Source organism: Pseudomonas sp. 15A4, from assembly GCF_016925575.1.
Lineage (GTDB): Bacteria > Pseudomonadota > Gammaproteobacteria > Pseudomonadales > Pseudomonadaceae > Aquipseudomonas.
In genome coordinates, this window is record NZ_CP068986.1 from 4,588,775 (window position 1) to 4,613,802 (window position 25,028).

Annotated in this window: 20 protein-coding genes and 3 pseudogenes; 17 read left to right on the forward strand and 6 right to left on the reverse strand. The window is 61.9% G+C overall.

The genetic code is table 11. From position 1 onward, the window contains the following. Positions 1-46: 46 nt before the first annotated feature. Positions 47-1,231 carry a DUF2252 domain-containing protein gene (locus JN403_RS20340; protein WP_205484038.1) on the reverse strand — a complete coding sequence of 395 codons (1,185 nt, stop codon included), beginning with the start codon at positions 1,229-1,231 and terminating at the stop codon, positions 47-49. Between the two features lie 122 nt (positions 1,232-1,353). After that, positions 1,354-2,271 carry a LysR substrate-binding domain-containing protein gene (locus tag JN403_RS20345; protein ID WP_205484039.1) on the reverse strand — a complete coding sequence of 306 codons (918 nt, stop codon included), beginning with the start codon at positions 2,269-2,271 and terminating at the stop codon, positions 1,354-1,356. A 219-nt stretch (positions 2,272-2,490) separates the two neighbouring features. On the opposite strand from JN403_RS20345, the gene JN403_RS20350 reads away from it, so the two are divergent. The 5 genes and pseudogenes from JN403_RS20350 to JN403_RS20370 all read left to right on the forward strand — a co-directional run bounded on the left by JN403_RS20350 (position 2,491) and on the right by JN403_RS20370 (position 7,494). After that, on the forward strand, positions 2,491-3,240 hold the full coding sequence (locus JN403_RS20350; RefSeq protein WP_122624673.1) for an SDR family NAD(P)-dependent oxidoreductase: 750 nt from the start codon (positions 2,491-2,493) through the stop codon (positions 3,238-3,240). A gap of 88 nt (positions 3,241-3,328) precedes the next feature. Beyond that, positions 3,329-4,626, forward strand: a pseudogene (locus tag JN403_RS20355) (MFS transporter). 17 nt (positions 4,627-4,643) lie between these two features. Beyond that, positions 4,644-5,492, forward strand: a complete 849-nt coding sequence (locus JN403_RS20360) for a transketolase (protein WP_108121776.1) — start codon at positions 4,644-4,646, stop codon at positions 5,490-5,492. After that, on the forward strand, positions 5,489-6,496 hold the full coding sequence (locus JN403_RS20365; RefSeq protein ID WP_074884811.1) for a transketolase family protein: 1,008 nt from the start codon (positions 5,489-5,491) through the stop codon (positions 6,494-6,496). The genes JN403_RS20360 and JN403_RS20365 overlap by 4 nt, the downstream gene beginning before the upstream one ends. A 53-nt stretch (positions 6,497-6,549) precedes the next feature. Next, the gene (locus JN403_RS20370) at positions 6,550-7,494 is read left to right on the forward strand and encodes an alpha/beta hydrolase (RefSeq protein WP_205484040.1); all 945 of its coding nucleotides are present in this window, start codon (positions 6,550-6,552) and stop codon (positions 7,492-7,494) included. A 21-nt stretch (positions 7,495-7,515) separates the two neighbouring features. Here JN403_RS20370 and JN403_RS20375 read toward each other — a convergent pair whose 3' ends face one another. Then, complete coding sequence (locus tag JN403_RS20375) at positions 7,516-10,401, reverse strand: EAL domain-containing protein (RefSeq protein WP_205484041.1); 2,886 nt, start codon at positions 10,399-10,401, stop codon at positions 7,516-7,518. Positions 10,402-10,724: 323 nt separating this feature from the next. On the opposite strand from JN403_RS20375, the gene JN403_RS20380 reads away from it, so the two are divergent. From JN403_RS20380 to JN403_RS20395, 4 genes are all read left to right on the forward strand, one after another. Further along, positions 10,725-11,789 carry an NAD(P)-dependent alcohol dehydrogenase gene (locus JN403_RS20380; protein WP_205484042.1) on the forward strand — a complete coding sequence of 355 codons (1,065 nt, stop codon included), beginning with the start codon at positions 10,725-10,727 and terminating at the stop codon, positions 11,787-11,789. Between the two features lie 391 nt (positions 11,790-12,180). Beyond that, positions 12,181-12,852: a (2Fe-2S)-binding protein gene (locus JN403_RS20385; protein WP_205484043.1), complete on the forward strand. Its 672-nt coding sequence runs from the start codon at positions 12,181-12,183 to the stop codon at positions 12,850-12,852. Then, positions 12,852-13,835: a xanthine dehydrogenase family protein subunit M gene (locus JN403_RS20390; protein WP_205484044.1), complete on the forward strand. Its 984-nt coding sequence runs from the start codon at positions 12,852-12,854 to the stop codon at positions 13,833-13,835. The genes JN403_RS20385 and JN403_RS20390 overlap by 1 nt, the downstream gene beginning before the upstream one ends. A 14-nt stretch (positions 13,836-13,849) precedes the next feature. After that, positions 13,850-16,081, forward strand: a complete 2,232-nt coding sequence (locus JN403_RS20395; RefSeq protein ID WP_205484045.1) for a xanthine dehydrogenase family protein molybdopterin-binding subunit — start codon at positions 13,850-13,852, stop codon at positions 16,079-16,081. Between the two features lie 94 nt (positions 16,082-16,175). Here JN403_RS20395 and dusA read toward each other — a convergent pair. Then, positions 16,176-17,184 (reverse strand): annotated as a pseudogene (gene dusA, locus JN403_RS20400) (tRNA dihydrouridine(20/20a) synthase DusA). 455 nt (positions 17,185-17,639) lie between these two features. On the opposite strand from dusA, the gene JN403_RS20405 reads away from it, so the two are divergent. From JN403_RS20405 to tal, 7 genes are all read left to right on the forward strand, one after another. Continuing rightward, positions 17,640-18,083: a CsgE family curli-type amyloid fiber assembly protein gene (locus tag JN403_RS20405; RefSeq protein ID WP_172611653.1), complete on the forward strand. Its 444-nt coding sequence runs from the start codon at positions 17,640-17,642 to the stop codon at positions 18,081-18,083. Beyond that, entirely contained in the window at positions 18,080-18,526 is a 447-nt protein-coding gene (locus JN403_RS20410) for a curli assembly protein CsgF (protein ID WP_240356699.1), read from the forward strand. The genes JN403_RS20405 and JN403_RS20410 overlap by 4 nt, the downstream gene beginning before the upstream one ends. 59 nt (positions 18,527-18,585) lie before the next feature. Continuing rightward, on the forward strand, positions 18,586-19,584 hold the full coding sequence (locus JN403_RS20415; protein ID WP_205484046.1) for a hypothetical protein: 999 nt from the start codon (positions 18,586-18,588) through the stop codon (positions 19,582-19,584). Positions 19,585-19,636: 52 nt separating this feature from the next. After that, positions 19,637-20,539, forward strand: coding sequence for a CsgG/HfaB family protein (locus JN403_RS20420; protein WP_205484047.1), 903 nt, complete (start codon positions 19,637-19,639; stop codon positions 20,537-20,539). After that, positions 20,523-21,038 (forward strand): curlin-associated protein, encoded by a 516-nt coding sequence (locus JN403_RS20425; protein ID WP_205484048.1) that lies wholly within the window; start codon positions 20,523-20,525, stop codon positions 21,036-21,038. The genes JN403_RS20420 and JN403_RS20425 overlap by 17 nt, the downstream gene beginning before the upstream one ends. A gap of 5 nt (positions 21,039-21,043) precedes the next feature. Beyond that, entirely contained in the window at positions 21,044-21,352 is a 309-nt protein-coding gene (locus tag JN403_RS20430) for a hypothetical protein (protein ID WP_205484049.1), read from the forward strand. Positions 21,353-21,689: 337 nt separating this feature from the next. After that, the gene (gene tal / locus JN403_RS20435; RefSeq protein ID WP_122538053.1) at positions 21,690-22,616 is read left to right on the forward strand and encodes a transaldolase; all 927 of its coding nucleotides are present in this window, start codon (positions 21,690-21,692) and stop codon (positions 22,614-22,616) included. A 100-nt stretch (positions 22,617-22,716) separates the two neighbouring features. Here the strand turns inward: tal and rssC are convergent, their stop codons facing one another. Together rssC and rssB are read right to left on the reverse strand one after the other, a co-directional pair. Continuing rightward, positions 22,717-23,199 carry an anti-sigma factor antagonist RssC gene (gene rssC, locus JN403_RS20440; RefSeq protein WP_122538051.1) on the reverse strand — a complete coding sequence of 161 codons (483 nt, stop codon included), beginning with the start codon at positions 23,197-23,199 and terminating at the stop codon, positions 22,717-22,719. After that, positions 23,199-24,379 (reverse strand): annotated as a pseudogene (gene rssB, locus JN403_RS20445) (two-component system response regulator RssB). Before rssB ends, rssC begins: the two are co-directional and overlap by 1 nt. 265 nt (positions 24,380-24,644) lie before the next feature. On the opposite strand from rssB, the gene JN403_RS20450 reads away from it, so the two are divergent. Continuing rightward, positions 24,645-24,944, forward strand: a complete 300-nt coding sequence (locus JN403_RS20450; RefSeq protein ID WP_122538047.1) for a PilZ domain-containing protein — start codon at positions 24,645-24,647, stop codon at positions 24,942-24,944. Positions 24,945-25,028 lie beyond the last annotated feature (84 nt).

The window sequence follows — 25,028 nt, forward strand, 5'->3', positions numbered from 1 at the left end:
TCGAACCTCCACCTAAGTGGAGGTCAACCAGGCGCTGACGTTTGAATCAATTCTCCAGCGCATACCGCCGGCAATGCTCCAGATAGCCCTGCTCGTGGCTGCCGACCAAATGCACGACGTTGCTCCACAGCCACGACGGCGCATCGAGGGTCTGCGAGCGGTTGAGCTGCAGGTCGCGCATCCACGAGGTCCGCGTGGCGAGGTCCATCTGCCGGGCGTGTGCCAGACCGACGACGCGAGCCAGGTAACCGGCCGCTTTCATGGCTTCGCGTTCGCTCAGTTGATCGAGCTCAAGCTTCATGTCCTGGGGCAGCAGCTCGCGAACGAAGAAACCGTGATCGAGCATGCGCGTTGCAATCATGCGGTTGCCGAGGCCCGGAGACAGATGCCGGGCGCCTTCCACCACGCGCTTGCCGTTGTCCCGGGGCATGCCCGCGCGCGGGGTGCGCGGTGCGGCGGCAGCGACGGCTTCCTTGACGTCGAGCAGGCAAAATTCCTGATCTTCGTCATCGCCCACGCTCAACAGGACCGCATAACGCAGCAGGCCCAGCGAGCTACAGCCCTTGACCCAGTAAGCGCAGTCGAGCATCTCCACGCGATCATCCTTCGAACGGCCTTTGAGCGAAGTGACCAGCGCATGAATCTCCGGCGTCGAGCACAGGTCTTTCAGGCCATGACGCTCGTCGCGGGACAACGACCAGAAATGCTTGCCCAGCGGAATGGTCGGCCGCGTGTCTTCAATGCGCTCCTGAGCAAGGTGCTTCCAGGTCCGCTGCACCGCGCTGCGCATGCCCGCCTTCACCTGCGCCGGGCGCGCGGGCTCCTCATCGGCGCCGTCTTCGAACGCCAGCTCATAACCCTGCATCATCTCTTCGAGCATTCTTGCGGTGGCGACGCCCGGCAGGTCAGGACCCCGGGCAGCGGTGGCCAGAGACAGCGCCAGCCGAACCAGGTCATGGGCCGGGTTGCCGATGACCGTCTGATCCAGATCGCGGATGTGAATGTCGATGCGCCCTTTGGAATCCCCGGTCGGCCCGAGATTACCCGCGTGACAGTCGCCGCATATCCACACCGGCGGGCCGCTGGGCAGACGCCGGCCCGATTGACTGTGCAGCCATTCGTAAAACTGCACCGTGCTGCCGCGTACATACGCATGGGCCGAGCGGGCCATCTTCAGATTACGTAATTCATTGAGCGGCTTGATACGGGCGGTGGGTCGAGGGGTCTTCATGAAGAATTCTTTGCAGGGAGATGTAGCGTTGACTCACCACGAAGGGAAATGTTGCGGAATGTTTCACGATTTTGGCATGACGAGTTGTGATGACAGAAATCATCCACCTCCGCCGACTGCCCTTAGAACACAAACCCATGCCCCAACTCGCCCTCCATCCATTCAAGAAAGCGCCGCACCCGGGGAAATCCGGAGTGGGCTTTGGGGAACACCAGATGATGAGCCGCGACCGGGGCTGACAGCGCTTCGGGCGCCACCTCGACGAGCGCTCCGCTTGCCAGGTATTTCTGCGCCAGCAACGTGCTTTCGAGTGCAAAACCCAGGCCGTGGCTGGCAGCCTCGAGCGTCATGTACGAGCGGTCAAAACTCAGCGCGTAAGGTTTTTCCGGGCGCGCCAGACCATGCTGGGCAAACCAGGCGGGCCAGCGCAGCAGCGTGGCTTCCGAGAGAATCAAATCGCGGTCCAGCAAGTCGGAGGCCTGAGCGACCGCACGCTGGCCGACGAGCTTGGGTGAAGCCAGTACGGCGAAGGTTTCGTTGCGCACCGTGCGTACTTCGAAGCTCGGCCAGTTCGGCTCGCCGTGGCGAATATCGACGTCGATTTTGTCGCGACTGAAATGCAGCGACTCATAGGAGCACGACAGATTGATCTGAATGTCGGGGTGGCTCAGGCGGAAGGCCTCCAGTCGCGGCATCAACCAGAGCAGCCCGAAGCTGGGCGAGGAATGCAGCCGCAGGCAGTCGAGGCTGACGTCGCTGCCCGCCCGCTCCGTGGCGATGGCCAGGCTGTGCAGCAACCCGGAAATATCCTTCAGGTACTGCTCGCCCACCGGCGTCAGCGTGACCCCGCGCGCCGCACGCACAAACAGCTGGCGGCCAATCATCGCCTCCAGCCTGGCGAGTTGATGGCTGACTGCCGAGGGCGTCAGGTCCAGCACTTCCGCCGCCCGGGCGACGTTGCCAAAGCGCGCGGTCTGCTCGAAGGCCTGAATGGCTTTCAGCGGTGGCATGCTGGCAGGTGCTTCGTCGATACGCCTCATGGGCCGGCTCCGGGTGAGTTCTTGTTATGTCGGGAGCCGACATTCAATCACCCCGAACGAGGCGTGACGAGTGCTGAATTTTTTCAGCATCCAATGACTTTTGCGTCATTGCTCGACCCTTGCACGGAGCACAAGCTGATCCGGCCAGAGACTTCGGACAGCGAAAAGGTTCGCTCCCGCTGATCCAGCCCATAACAATAATCACACGAGATCACGCCCATGCTCCTTCAAGGCAAAATCGCAATCATCACCGGCGCCGCCTCCGCTCGCGGTATCGGTCGCGCCACCGCTGCCACCTTCGCTCAACAGGGCGCCCGCGTGGTCATCCTCGACCTCGACGAATCCGCCGCCCGCGACGCCGCCGCTTCCCTGGGCGAAGGTCACCTGGGCCTCGCCGCCAACGTCGCCGACGAAGCGCAGGTCAAACAAGCCGTCGCGCGGGTCATCGAACACTTCGGCCGCATCGACGTGCTGATCAACAACGCCGGCATCACCCAACCCCTCAAGACCCTCGACATTCGCCCCGGCGACTACGACAAAGTGCTCGACGTCAGCCTGCGCGGCACCTTGCAGATGTCCCAGGCGGTGATTCCGCTGATGCGCGAGCAAAAGACCGGCAGCATCGTCTGCATGTCGTCGGTGTCGGCGCAACGTGGCGGCGGCATTTTCGGCGGGCCACACTACAGCGCAGCAAAAGCCGGCGTACTGGGCCTGGCCAAAGCGATGGCGCGGGAGCTGGGGCCGGACAACGTGCGCGTGAACTCCATCGCGCCGGGCCTGATTCACACCGACATCACCGGCGGCCTGATGCAGGACGAGCGCCGCCACGCGATCATCGACGGCATTCCTCTGGGTCGTCTGGGCGCGGCGCAGGATGTCGCCAACGCTGCGCTGTTTCTGGCCAGCGACCTGTCGTCCTACCTGACCGGCATCACCCTGGACGTGAACGGCGGCATGCTCATTCATTGATGCCTTCTGCGCCGGCCGAGGCCGCCGGCGCTGTTCTGAATCGACGTTTCAGCCGCAGCTGACCATAAAAACAAGAGATCAGACCATCATGACTACCCTCTCCCTGGATGCGGTCGTTTCCGTCCGCACCAACGCCTACCGCAAAACCGCGTGGCGGCTGATGCCGTTTCTGATGCTGTGCTACCTGTGCGCCTACCTGGACCGGGTGAATGTCGGCTTCGCCAAGCTGCAGATGATGAACGACCTGGCCCTGAGCGAAGCGGTGTACGGGCTCGGCGCCGGCATGTTCTTCCTCGGCTATTTCCTGTGCGAGGTGCCGAGCAACCTGATCCTGCATCGGGTCGGCGCTCGCCGCTGGATCGCCCGCATCATGATTTCCTGGGGCATCATCTCCGCCCTCTTCGCGTTCGTTGAAACCGCCTGGCAGTTCTATGGCCTGCGCTTTCTGCTGGGCATCGCCGAAGCCGGTCTCGCACCGGGCCTGCTGCTCTATCTGACCTACTGGTTTCCGTCTTACCGCCGGGCGCGAATGACTGTGCTGTGGTTCATCGCCATTCCGCTGTCGGGAATGATCGGCGGGCCGCTGTCCGGGCTGATCATGACCCAGTTCGCCGGCGTGCACGGCTGGGCCGGCTGGCAGTGGATGTTTGTCATCGAAGCCATTCCCACCCTGATCGTCGGGCTGCTGGTGCTGAGTTACCTCAAGGACGGCGTGCACCAGGCCACCTGGCTCAACGACGAGGAAAAGGAGCTGGTCAACAAGGAGCTTGCCGAGGACAACAGCCAGAAAGTCACCCACGCCTCAGTCGGGGAGTTCATTCGTGACCGGCGCCTGTGGCTGCTGGCGTGCATCTATTTCTGCGTGGTCATGGGTCAGTACGCCATCACCTTCTGGCTGCCGACGCTGATCCGCAACGCCGGCGTCGCCGACCCGCTGCACATCGGCCTGCTGACCAGTTTGCCGTACATGTGCGCCATCGCGGCCATGCTGTTGATGGGCCGCAGTGGCGACAAGCACCGCGAGCGGCGCTGGCACCTGGTGGCCCCGATGATCGCCGGCGCCATTGGCCTGTCGCTGGCGGCGTTACTGGGGGCAATTTGCTGCTGTCGGTGCTCAGCCTGTGCCTCGCCGCCTCCGGTGTGCTCTCGGCATCGTCACTGTTCTGGATGCTCCCGACCACGCTGTTGGGCGGGGTTTCCGCCGCCGCAGGGATCGCCGGCATCAACAGCTTCGCCAACCTCGCCGGCTTCTGCTCGCCGTACCTGATCGGCTGGATCACCACCGCAACTGGCTCAAGCGCCATCGGCATGTACCTCATCACAGGCGTGTTGTGCATCGGCGCCCTGCTGGTGCTGCGCATCCCCGCCGCGTCCGTCAATCGCTAATAAAAGGAGCCACTCACATGAACATCAGTCCATCGGGTCACGCCGCTTTGTCGCTGGCCCAGCGCGCCTTCAATATTCGTCGCCACGCCCTGCGCATGGGGCAGGTTCAGGGCCAGGGGTATGTCGGTCAGGCGCTGGGCGCGGCCGATCTGCTCGCGGTGTCCTATTTCCATGCCTTGCGCTATCAGCCGCAAGACCCCGAATGGGAAGATCGCGACCGTTTTTACCTGTCCATCGGTCACTACGCCATCGCGCTTTACGCCGCGTTGATCGAAGCCGAGATCATTCCGCTCGACGAGCTGGAAACCTACGGCTCCGATGACAGCCGCCTGCCCATGTCGGGCATGGCCGCTTACACACCGGGCATGGAAATCACCGGCGGCTCGCTGGGACACGGACTGGGCATTGCCGTCGGCGCGTGTCTGGGCCTAAAGCGCAAGCACTCCGCCTCGTTCGTTTACAACCTGCTCTCGGACGGCGAGTTGAACGAAGGCTCGACCTGGGAAGCGGCGATGTCGGCCTCCCACTGGAAGCTGGACAACCTCATCGCGATCATCGACGTGAACAACCAGCAGGCCGACGGCCATTCCAGCGAAGTGCTGGCGTTCGAACCCATCGTTGACCGCTGGCAGGCCTTCGGCTGGTTCACCCAGCGTGTCGACGGCAATGACATCGACGCCCTGGTCAGCGCCTTTGACGCCGCGCGCAACCACACCGGGGCGCAACCTCGGGTGATCATCTGCGACACCAAAATGGGCAAAGGCGTCGACTTTCTGGAGACCCGCGAGAAAACCCACTTCATTCGCGTCGATGAGAACGAGTGGGATCTGGCACTGGACAATTTGCAACTCGGGAGAACGGCATGAGCGCACTGACCCACAACGAGCCCGGCAAGAAACGTCTGACGACGTCGGCGATGATTGCTTCGATTGCGTCCGAAGGCCAGGCCACACGCCCGGCGCCATTCGGCCACGCGCTGGCGGCCCTCGCCGAGCAACGCGCGGACATCGTCGGGCTCTCCGCCGACCTGTCGAAATACACCGATCTGCACATTTTCGCCAAGGCCCACCCGGAGCGCTTCTACCAGATGGGCATGGCCGAGCAGTTGCTGATGAGCGCAGCGGCCGGCATGGCCCGCGAAGGCTTCGTGCCCTTCGCTACCACCTACGCGGTGTTCGCGTCCCGTCGGGCCTATGACTTTATCTGTATGGCCATCGCCGAAGAAAACCTCAACGTCAAGATCGTCTGCGGATTGCCCGGCCTGACCACTGGATATGGCCCGAGCCATCAGGCGACCGACGATCTGGCGATCTTCCGCGCCATGCCCAACCTGATGATCGTCGACCCTTGCGACGCGCTGGAAATCGAACAGGCGGTGCCGGCCATCGCCGCCCATCAAGGCCCGGTGTACATGCGCCTGTTGCGCGGCAATGTCCCGCTGGTGCTCGACGAATACGGCTACACCTTCGAGATCGGCAAGGCCAAGACCCTGCGCACCGGCAACGATGTGCTGATCATCTCCACGGGGCTGATGACCATGCGCGCGCTGGAAGCGGCGAAGGCACTGCAAGCCGATGGCGTCGATGTGGCAGTGCTGCACGTGCCGACCATCAAGCCGCTGGACGAGCAGACCCTTCTCGCCGAAGCGCGCAAACCCGGACGGTTGGTGGTGACGGCGGAAAACCATTCCATTATCGGCGGGCTGGGTGAAGCGGTAGCGACGGTGCTCTTGCGCAACGGCGTGACGCCGACGTTCCGGCAGATCGCCCTGCCCGACGCCTTCCTCGACGCCGGCGCCCTGCCGACACTGCATGATCGCTACGGGATTTCCACCCCGGCGGTGTGCGCGCGTATCAAGGCTTGGTTGTAAGCGCAGAACATCGGGGGCTTTTCGAGTCCCCCTCTTCGCCGAGGAGATTATTCGTGGACCCCGACCAACTGCTGGATCCCGAGTACGGCTGCTTCCGCGACGAGGTGTCCAGCGAATGGACGCTGAGCCATCTCGCCGACATTCGTACGCGTATCCACACCACCTTCAAACCCGCCGGACTTGCTCGCGGTGAACAGCACTGGGCCAGTCAGCCCGCAGCCGCTCACAAACTGCGGCTCTGTGTCTACCGCCCCGAGCGGGAGGCCGAGACCCAGTACCTCCCGGCGATCCTCTATGTGCACGGCGGAGGTTTTGTGTTGGGTTGCCCGGAAATGGCTGACGACTACCTGGCGGATCTGGCGATTGAGTTGGGCGCTGTGATCGTCGCCGTCGATTATCGGCTCGCACCCGAGCATCCGTTTCCCGCGCCGCTGGAGGACTGCTATCGCGGACTTGAATGGCTTCACCGAGAGCATGCTGCGCTGAGGGTCGATCCTGGCCGCATCGCAATCATGGGGCACAGCGCGGGCGGCGGACTTGCTGCGGCGTTGACACTGCTTGCCCGGGACCGTGGCGAGATTTCCGTCGCCGGCTCGGTGCTCATTTACCCCATGCTCGACCCTCGCACCGGCACCGCCGATGCGCCCGTGCAAAACCCCGGCACCGGTACGTTCAGCTGGTCACGGGAGGCCAACCAATTCTGCTGGCAGTGCTACCGCGGCGAGTACCTCTGCAACGATGAGCGGGCCGCGCTGTTTTCTCCCGCGCTGGCCACTGACCTCAGCCACCTGCCGCCGAGCTTCATCGCTGTCGGTGCGTTGGACCTGTTCGTGGATGAAGACATGGCCTACGCGGGCCATCTCTCTCGCAGCGGCGTGCCCGTCGAGCTGCACGTTTATCCCGGCGTGCCGCACATGTTCGATCTGCACCCGGGCGGCGTGACAGAGCAGTGCAAGACGGATGTCGTGCGCGCGCTGGGGAAAATGCTGGGGCGATGACCCGTCCTGTTGGGCAGCCTTCTAAAGCAACGCGCTCAAATCCAGCTTGTCCTGGGGCACCGGCATCGAGAAGTAGTAGCCCTGGGCCTGGCCCGCGCCCATGTCCCGCAACAGTTCCAGGGTCGCGGCGTCTTCCACGCCCTCCGCCACCACCGTCAGCCCCAGGGATTCGGCCATGCGCACAATGGCGCGAACGATGGCCCGGCTGCGGGAACTGGTGGTCAGTTCGAGGGTGAACGACTTGTCGATTTTCAGGCCGCTGAAGTGGTACTGGTGCACGTAACTGAGGGATGAAAAACCTGCACCGAAGTCATCGAGGACCACCGAAACGCCGTTGTCGGCCAGATGCTTCATGGCCTGACGCGCCAGCTCGGGCTCGGCCACCAGCGCGCCTTCGGTGAGTTCCAGGCAGATGCGCGACGGCGCCACGCCGTGCTGGCTCAGCAAACCCAGAACTTCGCTGGAAAACTCCGGGCGGGTGATGCTGTAGCTGGAGCAATTAACGTGGACTGTCGGCCAGTGCGCGTGGTCGGGATGGGCGAGGATCACCACCACCTGCTGCAGCATATAGAGGTCGAGCCGGCCGATCAGGCGCAGGCCTTCCAGCGCCGGCAGAAACTGCCCCGGCGCGACGATCCGGCCATCGGCCTGACGCCAGCGGATCAACGCTTCGAGGGCCAGTATCCGGCCGCTGGCCACGTCGATGATCGGCTGGAAATACGGCAGCAGTTCGTCGGTGCGCTTGAGGGCATTGCGCAGCGCGGTCTCCTGTTCCATCTGGTCGGACACCTCGCGGCGCACTTCTTGGTTGAATACCGCGTAACTGTCGCGCCCGGCATTCTTGACCCGGTACATGGCCGTGTCGGCATCCCGCAACAGGTCGGCCGGCTCGCTGTGAAACTGCAGGTCGGCGCCGACAACGCCGATACTGCAAGACGAAAATACTGCGTGGCCGTCGATGAAGAACGGCACGTCGAAGGCCAGCAGAATGCGCTCGGCGATGGCCACAGTGACGTCCGGCGGCGCCGCGTAGGCCAGCACTGCGAATTCATCGCCGCCCAGCCGCGCCAGCAAATCGTTGTCGCGCATGCAATGGCGCAGCCGTTCGGCGGCCTGCACCAGCAACAGATCCCCAGAGTGATGACCCAGGCTGTCGTTGACCATCTTGAAGCGGTCCAGGTCAATGAACATCACCGCCAGATCCTCGCCCCGCTCGCAGAAATCCTGCCACGCGCCTTTGAGCCGCTGCTGCAGGTAGCTGCGGTTGGGCAGCCCGGTCAGCGCATCGTGGGCGTTTTCGTGTTGCAGCTTGGCGTTGGCGTAGTCCAGCTCCCGGGTGCGGTCCTGAACCCGCGCTTCCAGGCGCAGATTGGCAGTGTGAATGGCCTCGGCGGCACTGCGCCGGGACAACGCGGTGTCGATGTGGCGAGAAACGAAGGTCAGCAGTTCCTGATCCCGCAGGGAATAGCTGACGTGGGACGAATAGCTCTGCACCGCCAGTACACCGCGCACCACGTCGCCGTCGAACAACGGTATGCCCAGCCATGAGCTGGAGCGGTTGACCTCGTTCTGCAGGGTGATCTCGCCGATGCTTTCCAGCCAGCGCGCCTCGGCACCGTCGATCAGGCACGGCCGGCGCTGGCGGATGACGTATTCGGTAAAGCCGCGCTCGCCACGGCGCGGGTCGGGGCGTCGGGTCAGGCGCTCGTCCACGTAATACGGGAAGGTCACCTCGGCGGTGGCATCGTCGAACAGCGCAATGTAAAAGTTAAGGGCAAACAGCAGCTCGCCGACGATGCCGTGCAGGCTTTTGAACAGGTCGGCCATGTCGCCGGGCTGGCTCGACAGCTCGGTGATCTGGAACAGCGCACTCTGCAAGTGCTCGGCGCGCTCACGATCGGCCACTTCATTGCGCAGGGCGTCATTGAGGCGAGACAGCTCAAGGGTGCGGCGGGCGACGGTTTCTTCCAGTTGCGCGCGGTGCAGAATACGGTCCAGAGCCATGGCCACGTGACGGGCCACCACCAGAAACAGCTCTTGATCCTCGACGCTGTAGACCCGCTCGACGTCATAGACCTGCATCGCCAGCATGCCAAACACGTCGTCGGAAGCGTTTTTCAGCGGCGCCCCCATCCAGAATTCCGGGCGATGGCCCACGCAATGAAAGCGGTCCAGCGCCCGTGCCCGCTCGATCCCGGCAGCATCGACGAACAGCGCTTGCTCGGTGGTCAGCACATAACCGGTCATGGACAGCCGCTCGGGATCGAGAAACTCGTAGGTTTCCGCTTCAAGGGCGTCGAGGTCGGTGATGTCGATGTAATACGGGTAAGTGATTTTGCCGCTGTGGCTTTCGTACAGCGCCAGGTAGAAGTTTTCCGCGTCGATCAGGGTCGAGAGCTGTTTGTGCACGCCCTGCAAAAATGCCGCGCGGTCACGGGTCGAGCTGGCCAGGTAGGTGATTTCATAGAGCACCCGCTGGGTCGCCTGGGCCCGCGCCAGCGCGTCGGTCTGCAGGCGCAGGCCGAGACGTCCTGCCAGCTCGACGAAAAATGGATCGTTTGAATAGGCATCCGGCATTAACAGCCAGCCCAGGGCTGTCTCGCCATGGCCGGTCACCCAGCGCTGGAGATGATGCTGGCGGCAGTAGCCATCGAATGCTTCACGGGGTATCAATGTCGGCCAGTCCGTGGCGGAACAGCCTTGCCCCAGCAAGTGCATTTGCTGGCCGGCACGGTACGCGGCCCAGCTCAACGTCGGCGCGGTCTGATGGGCCGCACGCAGCAAGGCGTCCAGCGAACTCTCCCCGGTCAACCCACCCATGACCAGCGCGCTGTCATCGTCGGGTGCAGAGATCCGCTCGTCGGCAATCGGCGTGTACCCGCTGGGGGTAAGAAGTGGGGAATTCATAGGCGCTCCATTGCCAGCGTCGGACTGAGCTATCTTCATGGGGTGTGACAGAAGGTTGCAAGCGGGATATTCGCATTTGCGGTCTATTCGCGACGAAAAAACCGAATTCCACGACATTTGTTGGAATTACCCGCCGTACGGCCCTATAGCGGCCTGCAAATCGAAAGATTTAACCCGGCACTCTGTTTAAACAGCCCGCTTCACACAGCTCGTCAAACAGCCCGGCCGGGACGGTTTCATCCTTACGCATTGACCTTTGCGCGCCCTCGCCTGTCACTGATTGCTGTTACCCGTCTTTTTGCCCTACTGGAGATGATCACGCAATGATCAAGACTTACAGCTACGCCGCGCAAAAACCCACTGACAGACTGGCTCCGTTTCAGATCGAGCGCCGTGACCCGGGCGCCGATGACGTGCAGATCGACATCCTGTTCTGCGGCGTCTGCCACTCGGACCTGCACACCGCCCGAAATGAATGGAACAACACCTTGTATCCGTCGGTGCCGGGCCACGAGATCGTCGGCAAGGTCACCGCCGTCGGTGCCAACGTCACCCACTTCAAGGTCGGCGACCTCGCCGGCGTCGGCTGCATGGTCGACAGCTGCCAGCACTGCGCGTCCTGCGCGGAAGGCGAAGAGCAATACTGCGAGAACGGCTTCACCGGCACCTACAACGGTCCGGTGTTTGGCGGCGAGAACACCTTCGGTGGCTACTCCGACAAGATCGTGGTGAAAGAGAAGTTCGTGCTGAAGATTTCCCACAGCGACAACCTGGCCGCCGTGGCACCGCTGCTCTGCGCCGGGATCACCACATACTCGCCGCTGCACCACTGGAAAGTCGGCCCGGGCAAGAAAGTCGGCGTCGTCGGGCTGGGCGGCCTCGGCCACATGGCGGTCAAGATCGCCCACGCCATGGGCGCCCACGTGGTGCTTTTCACCACTTCGCCGAACAAGCGTGAAGACGGCCTGCGCCTGGGCGCCGATGAAGTGATCGTCTCGAAAAACCCGGATGAAATGGCCACCCAGACCAATCAGCTCGACTTCATCCTCAACACCGTGGCGGCGCCGCACGACCTTGATCCGTTCCTGAACCTGCTCAAGCGCGACGGCACCATGACCCTGGTGGGCGCGCCGGATCAGCCGCACCCGTCGCCAGGCGTGTTCAACCTGATCTTCAAACGCCGCAGCCTCGCCGGCTCGCTTATCGGCGGCATTCAGGAAACCCAGGACATGCTGGATTTCTGCGCCAAACATGGCATCGTCTCGGACATCGAGATGATCCACATGAAGGACATCAACGAAGCCTACGAGCGCATGATAAAGGGTGACGTGAAGTACCGATTCGTCATCGACATGGCGACATTGAAAGAACAAGCGTCGGCTGCCTGACGCTGAGGGTTCCGGGGCCGGTTTCGCCGGCCCTGGCACTCGTAACATTCTGTGATTTTTCCGCTCGAGAAATATCCGCAACCATCCTCCGGTGCCTCGGTCACAACCCTTGAGCCATGGCCAGCACCGCCCGCTTATGCTGATCCCGATAAGGCGCCAGCCTTCGCTGCTGACACCAGCGCCGCGGATTAGAGAGCGCGACTCACAAGTGCATGAACAAATCCAACGAAATGCAGTGCCTGCGCATTGGTTATCGTTAAAGACTGCCGTCGCTTTGAAAATTGCCGTTGCCACTGGCCATACCGCATGCCGCTCCACCTGCCGTCCCTGCCCGCGCGTCCGCCCACCGTCGGCCGCCAGGTCTGACCCGATGCTGACGAGGAACCTGCTCATGACCGATCAGCCTGATCGCCCCATCAAAGAAGAACTGTCTTGTGACCTCAAGGCCTTCACCGTCCCTTCCCGCCGCAACTTCCTGAAGTCCATAGGCGTGTCCAGCCTCGCTGCCGCGACGGCGCCGATCTGGACCCAGGCGCTGGAAGCCCAGGCCGCCGTTGCAGATGACATCGACCCGCCCGCCGCTGACGAGCGGCGCATGACCCTGAAGGTCAACGGCCAGGCCCACACCCTGAACCTGCCGGCCAATGCCGCGCTGCTGGACGTGCTGCGCGATCGCCTGCAACTCACTGGCACCAAGAAAGGCTGCGACCACGGCCAGTGCGGCGCCTGCACCGTTCACGTCAACGGCGTGGCCATCAATTCGTGCCTGTCCCTCGCGGCGATGCACGAAGGCGACGACATCACCACCATTGAAGGTCTGGCGCAGAACGGCGAATTGCACCCGGTGCAGGAAGCCTTCTGGGAACACGATGCCTACCAGTGCGGCTACTGCACCTCCGGGCAGATCATGAGCGCGGCGGCGTTGTTGAAAGACAAAAACATCGGCACCGACGATCACAGCGTGCGTGAAGCCATGAGCGGCAACATTTGCCGTTGCGGCGCGTACAAGAACATCCTCGCGGCGATCCAGTCGGCGCGCATCAAAGTCCAGGAGGTGAGCTGATGAGAGCCTTTGATTATGTGCGCGCCAACAGCGTCGAACAGGCCGTGACGACCCACGCGAAAAGCCCGACGACCTTCTTCCTCGCCGGCGGCACAACTTTGCTCGACCTGGTCAAGCTCGACATCATGCCGGCCGATCAAGTGATCGACGTCAACCACCTCTCGCTCAAGCAGATCGAGGTGCAGAAGGACGGCAGCGTGCGCATCGGTGCGCTGGTCAGCAATACCGAACTCGCTCATCACCCGCACATCGTCGAGCACTATGCCGTGCTGTCCCAGGCGCTGCTGTCCGGCGCCACGACTCAATTGCGTAACAAAGCCACAACGGCTGGCAACGTGATGCAGCGGGTGCGCTGCAACTATTTCCGCGACGGTTATTCGCCCTGCAACAAGCGTGAGCCGGGTTCGGGTTGCGCCGCCATTGACGGCCATAATCGCAGCGTGCATGCGGTGCTGGGCACCAGCGAACAGTGCATCGCCACCCATCCTTCGGACATGTGCGTGGCGATGATCGCCATTGGCGCGACGGTCGAGGTGCAGGGTCCGAAGGGCAAGCGCAGTGTCGATTTCGCCGACTTCCACCTGTTGCCTGGCGCGACGCCGTGGAAAGAACACGCGCTGCTGGACGATGAGCTGATCACCCACGTGGTGCTGGCCGCGCCGCTGGCCGGCAATAAGTCCGCGTACCTGAAGCTGCGGGATCGCGCCTCGTACCAGTTCGCCCTGGCGTCCAGCGCGGTGATCGTTGTCATGGACGGCAACACCGTGCGTGACGCGCGGGTCGCCCTGGGCGGCGTAGGGACCAAACCCTGGCGCTCGCTCGAAGCCGAGCAGGCGTTGAAGGGCCAGAGCCTGACCCCGCAGACCCTCGATAAAGTCGCCGCCATCGCCCTCAAGGGCGCCAAAGCCTATCGCCACAACGCCTACAAGATCGCCTTGGGGCAGCAGGCCATCGTGCGCAACCTCGGCACCTTGAATGCCTGACCGGAGAATTCACCATGACTGACGCAATGATTGGCTCGGCACCCCGTCGCATCGATGGCCAACGTAAGGTCACCGGCAGCGCGATGTACGCGTCCGACCACCACCTGAAGAATATGGCCTACGGCTACGGCGTGTTCAGCACCGTCGCCAGTGGCAAGATCACCGGCCTGGAACTGGACGCGGCGCGGAAATCGCCGGGCGTTCTGGAGATTCTGCACCACGGCAACTTCCCGGCGCTCTATCACAACTCGACGCTGCCGATGTCGTTCGCCCAGATCCTCAAGGCAGCCAAGTCCGACGAAAGCCGCCTGCCGTTCGAAGACGACACCGTGCATTACGCCGGCCAGTTCGTCGCTTTGGTGGTGGCCGATACCTTCGAGCACGCCCGCGCCGCGGCCTACAAGATCAAAGTCAGTTACAGCAAGACCGACGCCGTGGCCAATCTCGAACAAGGCCTGAAAGCCGGCACGCTGCAGGATGGCAGCCCGAACCACAGCCGGGGTGACGCCGCCGCTGCTTTCGATAGCGCCGCCCACAGCATCGACGCCACCTATTCGACGCCGGTCGAAACCCACAACCCGATGGAAATGCACGCCACCGTCGCCACTTGGGAAGACGGTCGACTGATCGTTTACGAGGCGACTCAAGGCGTGGTCGCCCACCGCAATTCCCTGGCAAAAATCTTCGGCATGATCCCGGAGAAGGTCGAAGTGCGCGCGTCGTTCATTGGCTCGGGCTTCGGCAGCAAACTGTGGATCTGGCCCCATTCGGTCGCCGCCTGTGGCGCTGCCAAGGTGCTCAAGCGCCCGGTGCAACTGGTGGTGCCGCGTCAGCAGATGTTCACCACCACCGGCCACCGCCCGGAAACCCGTCAGCGCATGCGGCTGGCCACCGACGACAAAGGCAAGCTGGTATCGGTGAGCCACGAGTCCATCAACACCACGTCGTTTACCGACCCGTACAAGGAAAACTGCGGCACCTCGACCAAGAGCCTCTACAGCTGCGCGAACGTGCTGGTGACCCACAAGATCATCGAGGTCAATCGCGGCACGCCGACGTCCATGCGTGCGCCGGGTGCAGCGCCGGGGCTGTTCGCCCTGGAATCGGCCATGGATGAAATGGCCGAAAAAGTCGGCATGGATCCGCTGGAGTTCCGCAAGCTCAACGTCTCCGAGCGCGACGAAAGCCAGAACCTGCCGTGGTCAAGCAATCATCTGCAAGAGTGCATCGACAAGGCCGCCGAGCGCTTCGGCTGGAGCAAACGCAACCCGGCGCCCGGCTCGATGAAGGACGGTACCGAGATCATCGGCTATGGCATGGCCGCCTGTAACTGGGACGCCTATCGCACGCCGGCAGAGGCACAGGTTGCGCTGCGCGCCGACGGCACGGCCTGGGCCATTTGCGGGGTGCAGGACATCGGCACCGGCACCTACACCATCGTTGCTCAAGTGGTCAGCAGCATCACCGGCATCCCGCTGGACAAGATCGAGGTCGAGCTGGGCAATTCGTCGTTCCCGCCGGCGCCGGTGTCAGGCGGCTCCTGGGCGACCGCAAGCGTACTGCCCGCCATCGCCGAGGCCACCCGCCAGGCCGTCGATCAGTTGAAGGCGTTCGCGACCGCGCCCAAGGGCGTGTTTGCCGGGGCCAAGGCCGATCAGGTGAGCTTCGAGCAGGGTCAATTGAAAAGCGGCGACAAGACGTTCGCCATCGCTGACGTGCTCAAGGCGCAAAAGCAGGCCAGTGCTTTCGGTGAAGCCAAGACCGGCATGAACGACACCAGCAAGCACTCGTTCCGCTCCTTCGGTGTGCACTTTGTCGAAGTGCGCTGGGACCCGGGCATTTCGCGGCTGCGGGTGTCGCGGGTGGTCAGTGCCATTGACGTGGGCAAAGTGATCAACCAGAAAACCGCCCTCAATCAGGTCGAAGGCGCGATCGTCATGGGCGTCGGCATGGCGCTGTTTGAGGCCACCGATTTCGACGAGCGCAACGGCATGCCGGTGAACAACAACTACGCCGAATACGTGGTGCCGGTGCATGCGGATCAGCCAGAGATCGACGTGATCCTGCTGGACTACCCCGATTTTGAGCTCAATGAGTTCGGCGCTCGCGGGATCGGAGAAATCGGGATCACCGGCCTGGCGGCTGCGGTGGCCAATGCGGTGTCGCATGCCACCGGCAAACGCATCCGCGACCTGCCGATCACCCTGGACAAATTGATGGAGTTGCCGCCGACGATGAAGGTGTGAATCGAAAGCGGCCGCTGCAACACACGCAGCGGCCGCTTTCGCACCGGTACTGCCAATCATCCGGCAACCAGGGAGCCCACCGGCTCCCTGAACATCATTGCCCTTCCAACAACTCCCCTGCCCGATCCAGCAAGCCCAGCGGGTCGTCCGTCTTGTGGATGTCCACCGAGAGCATCTGCCGAAACTTCCGTGCCCCGGGAAACCGGTGCCCAGGCCCAGCACATGGCGGGTGATGTGGTGCATGGAGCCGCCGTCGCGAAGGTGCGCTTCCACGTAGGGGCGCATCAGCGCCAGGGTGTCGGCGCGGGTAATTAGCGGGGCGGTGCTGCCGAACAGTTCGCGGTCCACGCCTGCCAGCAGGTACGGGTTGTGATACGCCTCACGGCCGAGCATCACGCCATCGAAGGTATTCAGATGCTCCTGGCACTGCTCCAGGGTCTTGATGCCGCCGTTGAGGATGATCTCCAGTTCGGGAAAGTCCTGCTTCAACTGCGCGGCAATGTCATAGCGCAGGGGCGGGATGTCCCGGTTTTCCTTTGGCGACAGGCCTTCAAGAATGGCGATGCGGGCATGCACGGTGAAGCTGGTGCAGCCGGCGTCGCGCACGGTGCCGACGAACTCGCAGAGCTGCTCGTAACGGTCGCGGCCGTTGATGCCGATGCGGTGCTTGACCGTCACCGGAATCGTCACCGCGTCGCGCATGGCTTTGACGCAATCGGCCACCAGTTGCGGATGCCCCATCAACACGGCGCCGATCATGTTGTTCTGCACGCGATCGCTCGGGCAACCGACGTTGAGATTGACTTCATCGTAGCCGGCCGCCTGGGCCAGGCGCGCACTGGCGGCGAGGTCAGCCGGGTTGCTGCCGCCCAATTGCAGGGCCAGCGGATGCTCCGTCTCGTCGTGGCGCAAAAAACGCTCGGTATCGCCGTGCAGCAACGCGCCGGTGGTGACCATCTCGGTGTACAGCAGCGCGTTTTTCGACAGCAGCCGCAGGAAAAACGGCAGTGACGATCCGTCCAGTCCATCATCGGGGCTACGGAAAAACGCCGTGAAGGCTCGAACGGAAGGCGGTCAGTACGGGGTTCTGTGGTAGGCAACATGGCAGCAATGAGCAGGTCGGGCGAAGAGGACGCGCATTCTAACAGCTCGCACGCCCGGCTGAAGCGGGTCATGGTGAAAACACGCGCGCTCTGCAGAGCAGAACTCATACGGTAAGCAATGAAGCAGTCGCTTGAAACTTATAACAACTTCATCACTGCCACAGGGTCATAAACTTCACGACCACCCTAAGCATTAGCCAGCTAACAACCCCTCTTTCAAGACGCTCGCTTTATACATATCCATAGATGCTGGCTTTATTAAGCCTTTTCCCGGCAGATTATTTGACGCCATAAATTCGCAGCCTTGTTACGGCGTTACTGTTCAAACAGAATTATTTAAATAAGAATGGAAGTTGACGCCAACAAAATAAATGAACTTTATTTTAATTAAGCACTGGCAAAGCAAGTTGAATGAGATATAACAAGTAACACCCTGTACCCATAATCGTACACACATGAAAACCCTTAACGTTATTGGCCTATGGCTGCTGCCTCTGTGCGCCGCAACCACGGCGCTCGCTCAGCCCAGCGTGAACACTTCCGCGACAGTTGAGCAGCACCGGACGCTCAACCACCGTGACGTCGGCGGTATTGTGATCGGGCAGACCATGACCCTAGCAGGCCGGACGTTTTATGACAGTTTCGCCAATACCTGGCGCGAGAAAGATGAAGCGGAAACGTTTACCGTCACCATTACCGAGCGCCCCACTGCGCGTTTAGGCAGTCAAGTCTTCGTGGATTACGGCAATCGCCGTTTGTTTCAAATGTTCCTCCCGCCCAACCGCACGCTTATTCCGGCCATTGCAGCCGACGCGGCCGGTCAGGTGTACCAGGCCATTCTGGATTATCAATTGGCACAATTCTTTGGCGACCCGGACATGGGACGAGACGAGCTATGAGAGTACTCACTATTAATCGCAGTTTGGTGGTTGTCGCCAGCCTCGCCTTGATGGCCGGCCTCTGTTCAGGCGTCCAGGCCAGCGAACTGGCCTATGTCCCGAACAACCCGTCGTTTGGTGGCAACCCGTTGAACGGCCCGGTGCTGCTCAATCAGGCCCAGGCGCAAAACCATTACGTCGAAAAGTCCTCATCGTCCGGCGCCTACTCCGGGCAGACCGCGCTGACCCAGTTCAACAGCATGTTGCAGAGCGCCATCCTCAGCCGGGTGTCGTCGGCGGTGACGTCCAGCATCGTTGGCGCCAATGGCCAACTGGTTCCGGGCACCGTCGAAACCACGGACTTCCGCATCGCAATCACCAACCTGCAAGGCGGCCTGCTGCAGATCGTCACGACCGACAAAAACACCGGCCAGACCACCCAGTTCCAAGTGAATCAACCGTAAGACCCGTCGCATCCGATATCTGCAATACCCCACAACAACACTGAATAAGGAAGATCATCATGCAAGCACGCAAATCCTTACTGTCTCTGGCCATCCTGTTTGCGGTATCCGGTGCGGCCATGGCCGACTCAAGCACCGTCAACACCACCCAGGCCGGTACTGACAACAAGTTGGGCGTCGAGCAGCAAGGCGCCACCCAGTCGACGGTTACGGTCAATCAGAACGGCGGCCGTAACACCGCTGGCGCCAGCCTCAATGGCATTCCTGTCAGCCAGAGCGCGACCTACAGCAACCTGACGATCAACCAGACCGGCTACTACAACATCGCCGGCGCCAAACAGGCCGGGAACAACAACACCGGCTCGATCACTCAGAATGCCGGCGGCCCTCAACCGCAGATCGCCAGCCTGAATCAGTCCGGCGCTTACAGCAAAGCGACCATTGATCAACAGGGCAACTACAGCACCAGCGCCTACATCACCCAGGGCGGCGGTAACAACAACACCGCCAGCGTCTCGCAAACCGCCAACACGAGCTCCAGCGGGACCATCTCCCAGGCCGGCAGCTACAACCTGGCGAGCGTCTCGCAGCAAGGCAACAGCAACAGCGTGGGCGGTAAAGTCACACAAGCGGGCAACAGCAACACCGGCACCGTTTCGCAACAGCGTAACCAGGCGCAGACCGTCGCCACTCTGCAACAGAACGGCAACAACAACCTTGGCTCGATACAGCAGACCGGCTCCATCTTCACCAGCGCCAACGTGCAACAGCGCGGCGACTTCAACACCGTCAGCGCTTCCCAGAACGGCACTTCACTGACCGCAGACGTCCAGCAGTTCGGCAACAACAACTACGCGTCCAGCACCCAGACCAGCGTCAACAACGAAGAAACCCTGCTCCAGACCGGCAACAACAACCGCGCGGTCGTTAGCCAGACCGGCACCGGCACTTACACATCCTCCAACATCGTCGGCCTGACCCAGTCCGGCAACAACATGGTCGCCAACGTCAGCCAGACCGGCGGCAGCGGCAACGTGGCAACGATCTACCAACACTAAGATGATGTACCCCGCCAGGGTCTGGCGGGGTTTTCTTGCGGGAAGAGAAAGTATGCGCGTCCGTCCCCTCATGTTGATGTTCACTGCCGTCATGCTGATTGCCGGCTGTACCACGTCCCGCCCTGCGGCGACCATTTCCCCGGCCACGTTGTCGCCTGCCACCCAGAGCCTGCGTGACCTGACCCACCTGCCGCCGCCCGCGGGTCCCATCAGCGTCGCGGTCTACGGCCTGCGCGACCAGACCGGGCAGTACAAACCGTCCCCCGACAGTTCGTTTTCCACCTCGGTGACCCAGGGCGCCGCGTCGCTGCTGATCAGCGCCCTGCGCGACTCACGCTGGTTCAAGCCGGTGGAGCGGGAAAACCTTCAAGACCTGCTCACCGAGCGCAAGATCATCCGCGCGCTGGAGCAGCCCCAGGACCAGGCTCAGGTGCAACTGCCTGCGCTGCGGCCGGCGAACATGATCATCGAAGGCGCCATCGTCGCCTACGAAAGCAACGTGCGCACCGGCGGCATCGGCGTTCGCTATCTCGGTGTCGGGCCATCCGAGCTTTACCGCCAGGATCAGGTGACCGTCAACCTGAGGGCGGTGGACATCCGCACCGGTGACATCATCCAGAGCATCACGACCACCAAGACCATATTCTCGATTCAGGTCGATTTCGGCATCTTCCGCTTCGTCTCCCTCAAGCACCTGCTGGAGGTCGAGACCGGCGTGTCGCGCAACGAACCCGTGCAGCAATGCGTGCGCGAAGCCATCGAAACGGCGCTGATCCACATGATTGCCCAAGGCGCCCGGGACGGTAGCTGGAACCTGAAAAACCCCGCTGACCTGAACAAGCCGCTGCTGCAGAGTTACCTGCAGAGCTACGACGAACAAATGACCACCTTGCCGCTGGCTGAGGCGGACCAGGACATTGTTACGACAGGAGAAAAGAATGGAACGCAACGCTAAAGGATTCGCCTGGGTCGCCGCCGCACTGCTGCTCACCGGCACGCTTGCCCAGGCACAGGCCCAGGATCTGGTGCGCGAGGCACGCTATGCGGACATCACTGTCGGCAACAGCGTCGCTACCATCTTGCAGATCGGCGCCTACAACCAGGCGCGCGTCGATCAAAGCGGGGCCCGACTGAATCAGGCCGTGAGTCAGACCGGCAGTCGCAACCAGGCGGTGGTCAACCAGAGCGGGGTGAACAACGCGGTCACCGCGCAGCAGAACGGCACGGCGAACACCGCGCAGGTTAGCCAATCGGGCACCAACAACCAGACCGGCGTGACGCAGCACGGCACTGACAACGCCGCGAGCGTGGTGCAGACCGGCGCCTATAATCAGGCCTTCGTCGGGCAATACGGTCAGGCCAACCAGGTCAGCGTCACCCAGGCTGGATTCGGCGGTGCCGTGTCCGTCAAGCAGTTCGGCGACAACATGAAAGCCAGCGCGACCCAACGGTGATCACGATGATGGACTTCACGCAGCTCGTTGTGACGGTTGACGCTCAGCGCAGCGGCTCGACGGCGGTGATCCGCCCGCACCTCGAAAATCCTGCGCCGCTGACGCTGCACTACCGAATGACCGTCAGGCAGACCAGCGCCCAGGGCACGACGGCCATCGACCAGCAAGGCGATCTGCAGAGCGGGATCGCGGCGAACAGCGTGAGCTTGAGCCTCCCGGCCGAGGCGACGTGTCAGGTTCATCTGGAAGTCTTCGATCGGACCACGCTGATCAAATCAGTCGACAGCGACTGCGGCGAGACGCCCGCTCGTTGATTGTGGCCACACCACTGCGCGCGGATTCCCGTATCGGGCATATGCCTGTGGGGCCGTCGCAGACCGTCGGCGGATAAGATGTCAGCGCCCGGGAACATCCCGGCCGGTCCGGGCTCCAACCAGTCTGGATCGAGTATCCGCCTTCCTCGGGAACCGACAGACCATGCCCCCGCGCCGCTCTTTTAAAAGCGCGCATCGCCCGGATCATGGCTGACACGCAGGCACGCCGTTTGCGCAAACGCAGGCGTCTAAACCGGTGCGTGTGTCGCGGTTTACGCCCTTGAGTGACCGGCGGCGCTCGGGTAATGTCAGCACAACCACAGGACAGAGCACGCTCATGACTTCCAAGCTGGAACAACTCAAGCAATTCACCACCGTCGTTGCCGACACCGGCGATTTCGCTGCCATCGAAAAACTCAAGCCCGTCGACGCCACCACCAACCCTTCCCTCTTGCTCAAGGCCGCTTCCAGCGACAGCAACAGCGACCGGTTGAAAGAGGCGTTCACCGGCAGCAACAACGACATCAACGTCGCCAGCGACCGTTTCGCCGTCGCCATCGGCCGTGAAATTCTGAAAGTGGTCCCGGGCCGCGTTTCCACTGAAGTGGACGCACGCCTGTCGTTCGACACCCAGGCCTGCATCGAACGCGCCGACCGCATTGTTGGTTTGTACGAAGATTTCGGCATCGGCCGCGACCGCATCCTGATCAAGCTGGCGTCGACCTGGGAAGGCATCAAGGCCGCTGAAGTGCTGGAAAAGAAAGGCATCCAGTGCAACCTGACCCTGCTGTTCTCTTTCGCTCAGGCCCAGGCCTGCGCCGACGCGGGCGTGTTCCTGATCTCGCCATTCGTGGGCCGCATCTACGACTGGTACAAGAAGGCCGAAGGCAAAGACTACGTCGGTGCCGAAGATCCGGGCGTGCAGTCGGTGACCCGCATCTACAACTACTACAAGGCTAACGACTACAAGACCGTGGTCATGGGCGCCAGCTTCCGTAACCTCAGCCAGATTGAAGAACTGGCCGGCTGCGATCGTCTGACCATCAGCCCTGACCTGCTGCATAAGCTGTCGGAAGACAACGGCACACTTGAGCAGAAACTCAAGCCAGGCAATGGCGGCGAGCCGCGCGTGACTCTCAACGAAAGCCAGTTCCGCTGGGCTTCCAACGAAGACGCCATGGCCACCGAGAAACTGGCCGAAGGCATTCGTCAGTTCGCCCGTGACCAGGTTGCACTGGAAAAGATGCTGTCGGCCAAAGCCTAAAGCGTCAGGCATGTAAAAAGGGCGGCCTCCTCACAGGGGCCGCCCTTTTTATGCCTCGGTTCAGGACCGCAGCGTGTGACTGGCGCTATTGCTGACGCTACTACTGGTGCTCGAGTGCGTTGACCAGGTCACGGAAGGCTTCGCGGTTCGAGTCGTTCAAGCCCATGAGGATCTTGTGGGCCTCAAGCACCTTGGCCTTCACCACGTCTTCGCACTGATCCTGGGTCGGCAGATCGCTCAAGGCCTCGGGACGCGGAACAGGACGCCCGACGATGTTGAAGACCTGATCGAAGCCCATGGACTGCAGCAGCCGCGTGATGTCTTCATGGGTGGTGACGACCGTCGGCAACAACCCGGCCTTCTGGCGCGAGAGGATCGACAGCTTGGCCAGCAGACCCAGGGTTGTGCTGTCGATGCTGCGGGTTTCGGTCAGATCGATGACCACCGTCGAGAAATTCATCGAGGTGAAGATCCGCTCAATTGTCGCATCCAACGCCGAGCACAGCGTCAGACGCACTTCACCCACAAACTTGAGGACGAATGTGCCGTCTTGCTCGGCGAACTGGATTCTACCGGTACTCATTAAAGGTTCCTGCTCAACACTAACAAGGCGATATCATCCGGCATCTCCCCTAGCGTGGCCAATCCAAACGTCTGGCGCAGACCATCCAGGCTGCCCCCGCCGCCTTGACCAGTTCGGGCAAGTTGGCTTCTTTCTCTTTGAGTGTATCACCTGGCAGAAGGTCCAGAATGCCGTCGGACAGCAGGGTGAGACTAAAGGACGCAGGCAGATCGATAACGTGATCCGTGTAAGTCGCTTCATTGAACAGCCCGACAGGCAGACCACGGCCTTCAAGGTAATGCGTGTCCCCCGGCGTGTAGAACACCGGCAGCGGCAAATGGCCGCCGACGCTGTACGTCAGTTGCCCGGTAACCTCGTCGATCACGCCACCCACCATGGTCACGTGCTTGCCCAGCTTGCAGCTGATCAGCCCGCGATTGATGTGGCCCAGCACATCTGACGGCTTGAACTCCGGCAGACTGCCGCCTCGCTTGGATTCAAACAGCAGGCGCGTGGTCATGAATTTCAACAGCACGGTGATGAACGCAGACGACGCGCCATGACCGGACACGTCCGCGAGGTAAAAGGCGACGCGTCGCTCATCGACCCGAAAATAATCAACGAAATCGCCCGACAGGTACAGCGACGGGATGATCTCATGTTCGAATTCGAACGCGTCGATGGCCCAGGGGCTGATGGGCAGCATGTTCATCTGCACCTGACGGCCCGCATCCTGGTCTTCCTGCAGCAAGTGCAGGCTGGCCTCGAGCTCGCGATTGGCGGTCTCCAGCTTCTGCCGGTATTCCTGGTTTTCGTGGAGCAGACGCGCCCGGTCCAGCGCTCGTCGGACCGAGTGCTCAAGCACTGCAAGGTCTTCGAGGGGTTTGATCAGGTAATCGGCAGCGCCAAGGCGCAGTGCTTCGACGGCATCACTCATCACACCCGCGCCAGACACCACGATGACCGGCGTTTCCGGCGCAAGACTGGTGACCTGACGGATCAGCTCGAGACCGCCCACCTGCGGCATGCGCAGGTCGCAGATCAGCAGATCGGGCTTTTCCCGCTCGAAAGTCTGTAGACCCTGCAGGCCATTACCGGCTTGCAGAACACTGAACCCGCTGTCTTCCAAATAGGCCGCGAGACTCGCGCGCACGACTTCGTCGTCATCGATGATCAGCAGCGTGGCACTGGTTTTTTGCATGTGGGCAAACGGCGCCAGATTAGGTTGGCGTAGGCGGCTGGTTGCAGTCAGCCCGCGTACTGGATTCGCTTCTAGCCTCTCTGGCTCAGGTAGCGGACTTTTGGTCAAACGCTTCACATGACAGAGCTGCCCTTCAAGGCGCAGACGGTACTCCCATCCGCCTGGCGTTTCAAGCGCGGCCCCGCTGCCGAACGGCGTCTTTACATCGCAAATCGCCCGGAGTTATAAGAACCGTTAAATCAGCAATCAAAACGAAGGATGCGTCATGGGCCAGCTCGATCGCGATTACGAAGAAAAACGAGATTACATTCGCATGCGGGTCGATGCGGACATCAGCCTGATCTACGCCGGCCAGATTATCCCGGCCGTCTGCGTGGATTTATCCAGCTCTGGCATGCAGATACAAGCGCCCCGCTCGTTCCAGGTGGGCGACAAGATCAGCGTGACGATTGATTCCGAGCATGCCGCGCTCAAGGGCCTGGAGGCCGACACCGAGGTGGTGTGGATTGCCGACATCGAGGGCGGCGAGCAAAAACTGGGGCTGACGATCCTCGCGATGAAGTGACGTCAGTCCGGAACTCCATCACATTTTCGAAAAATAGCGAAAATAAAAAGGCGACCCTCAGGTCGCCTTTTTTGCGTCGCTTTC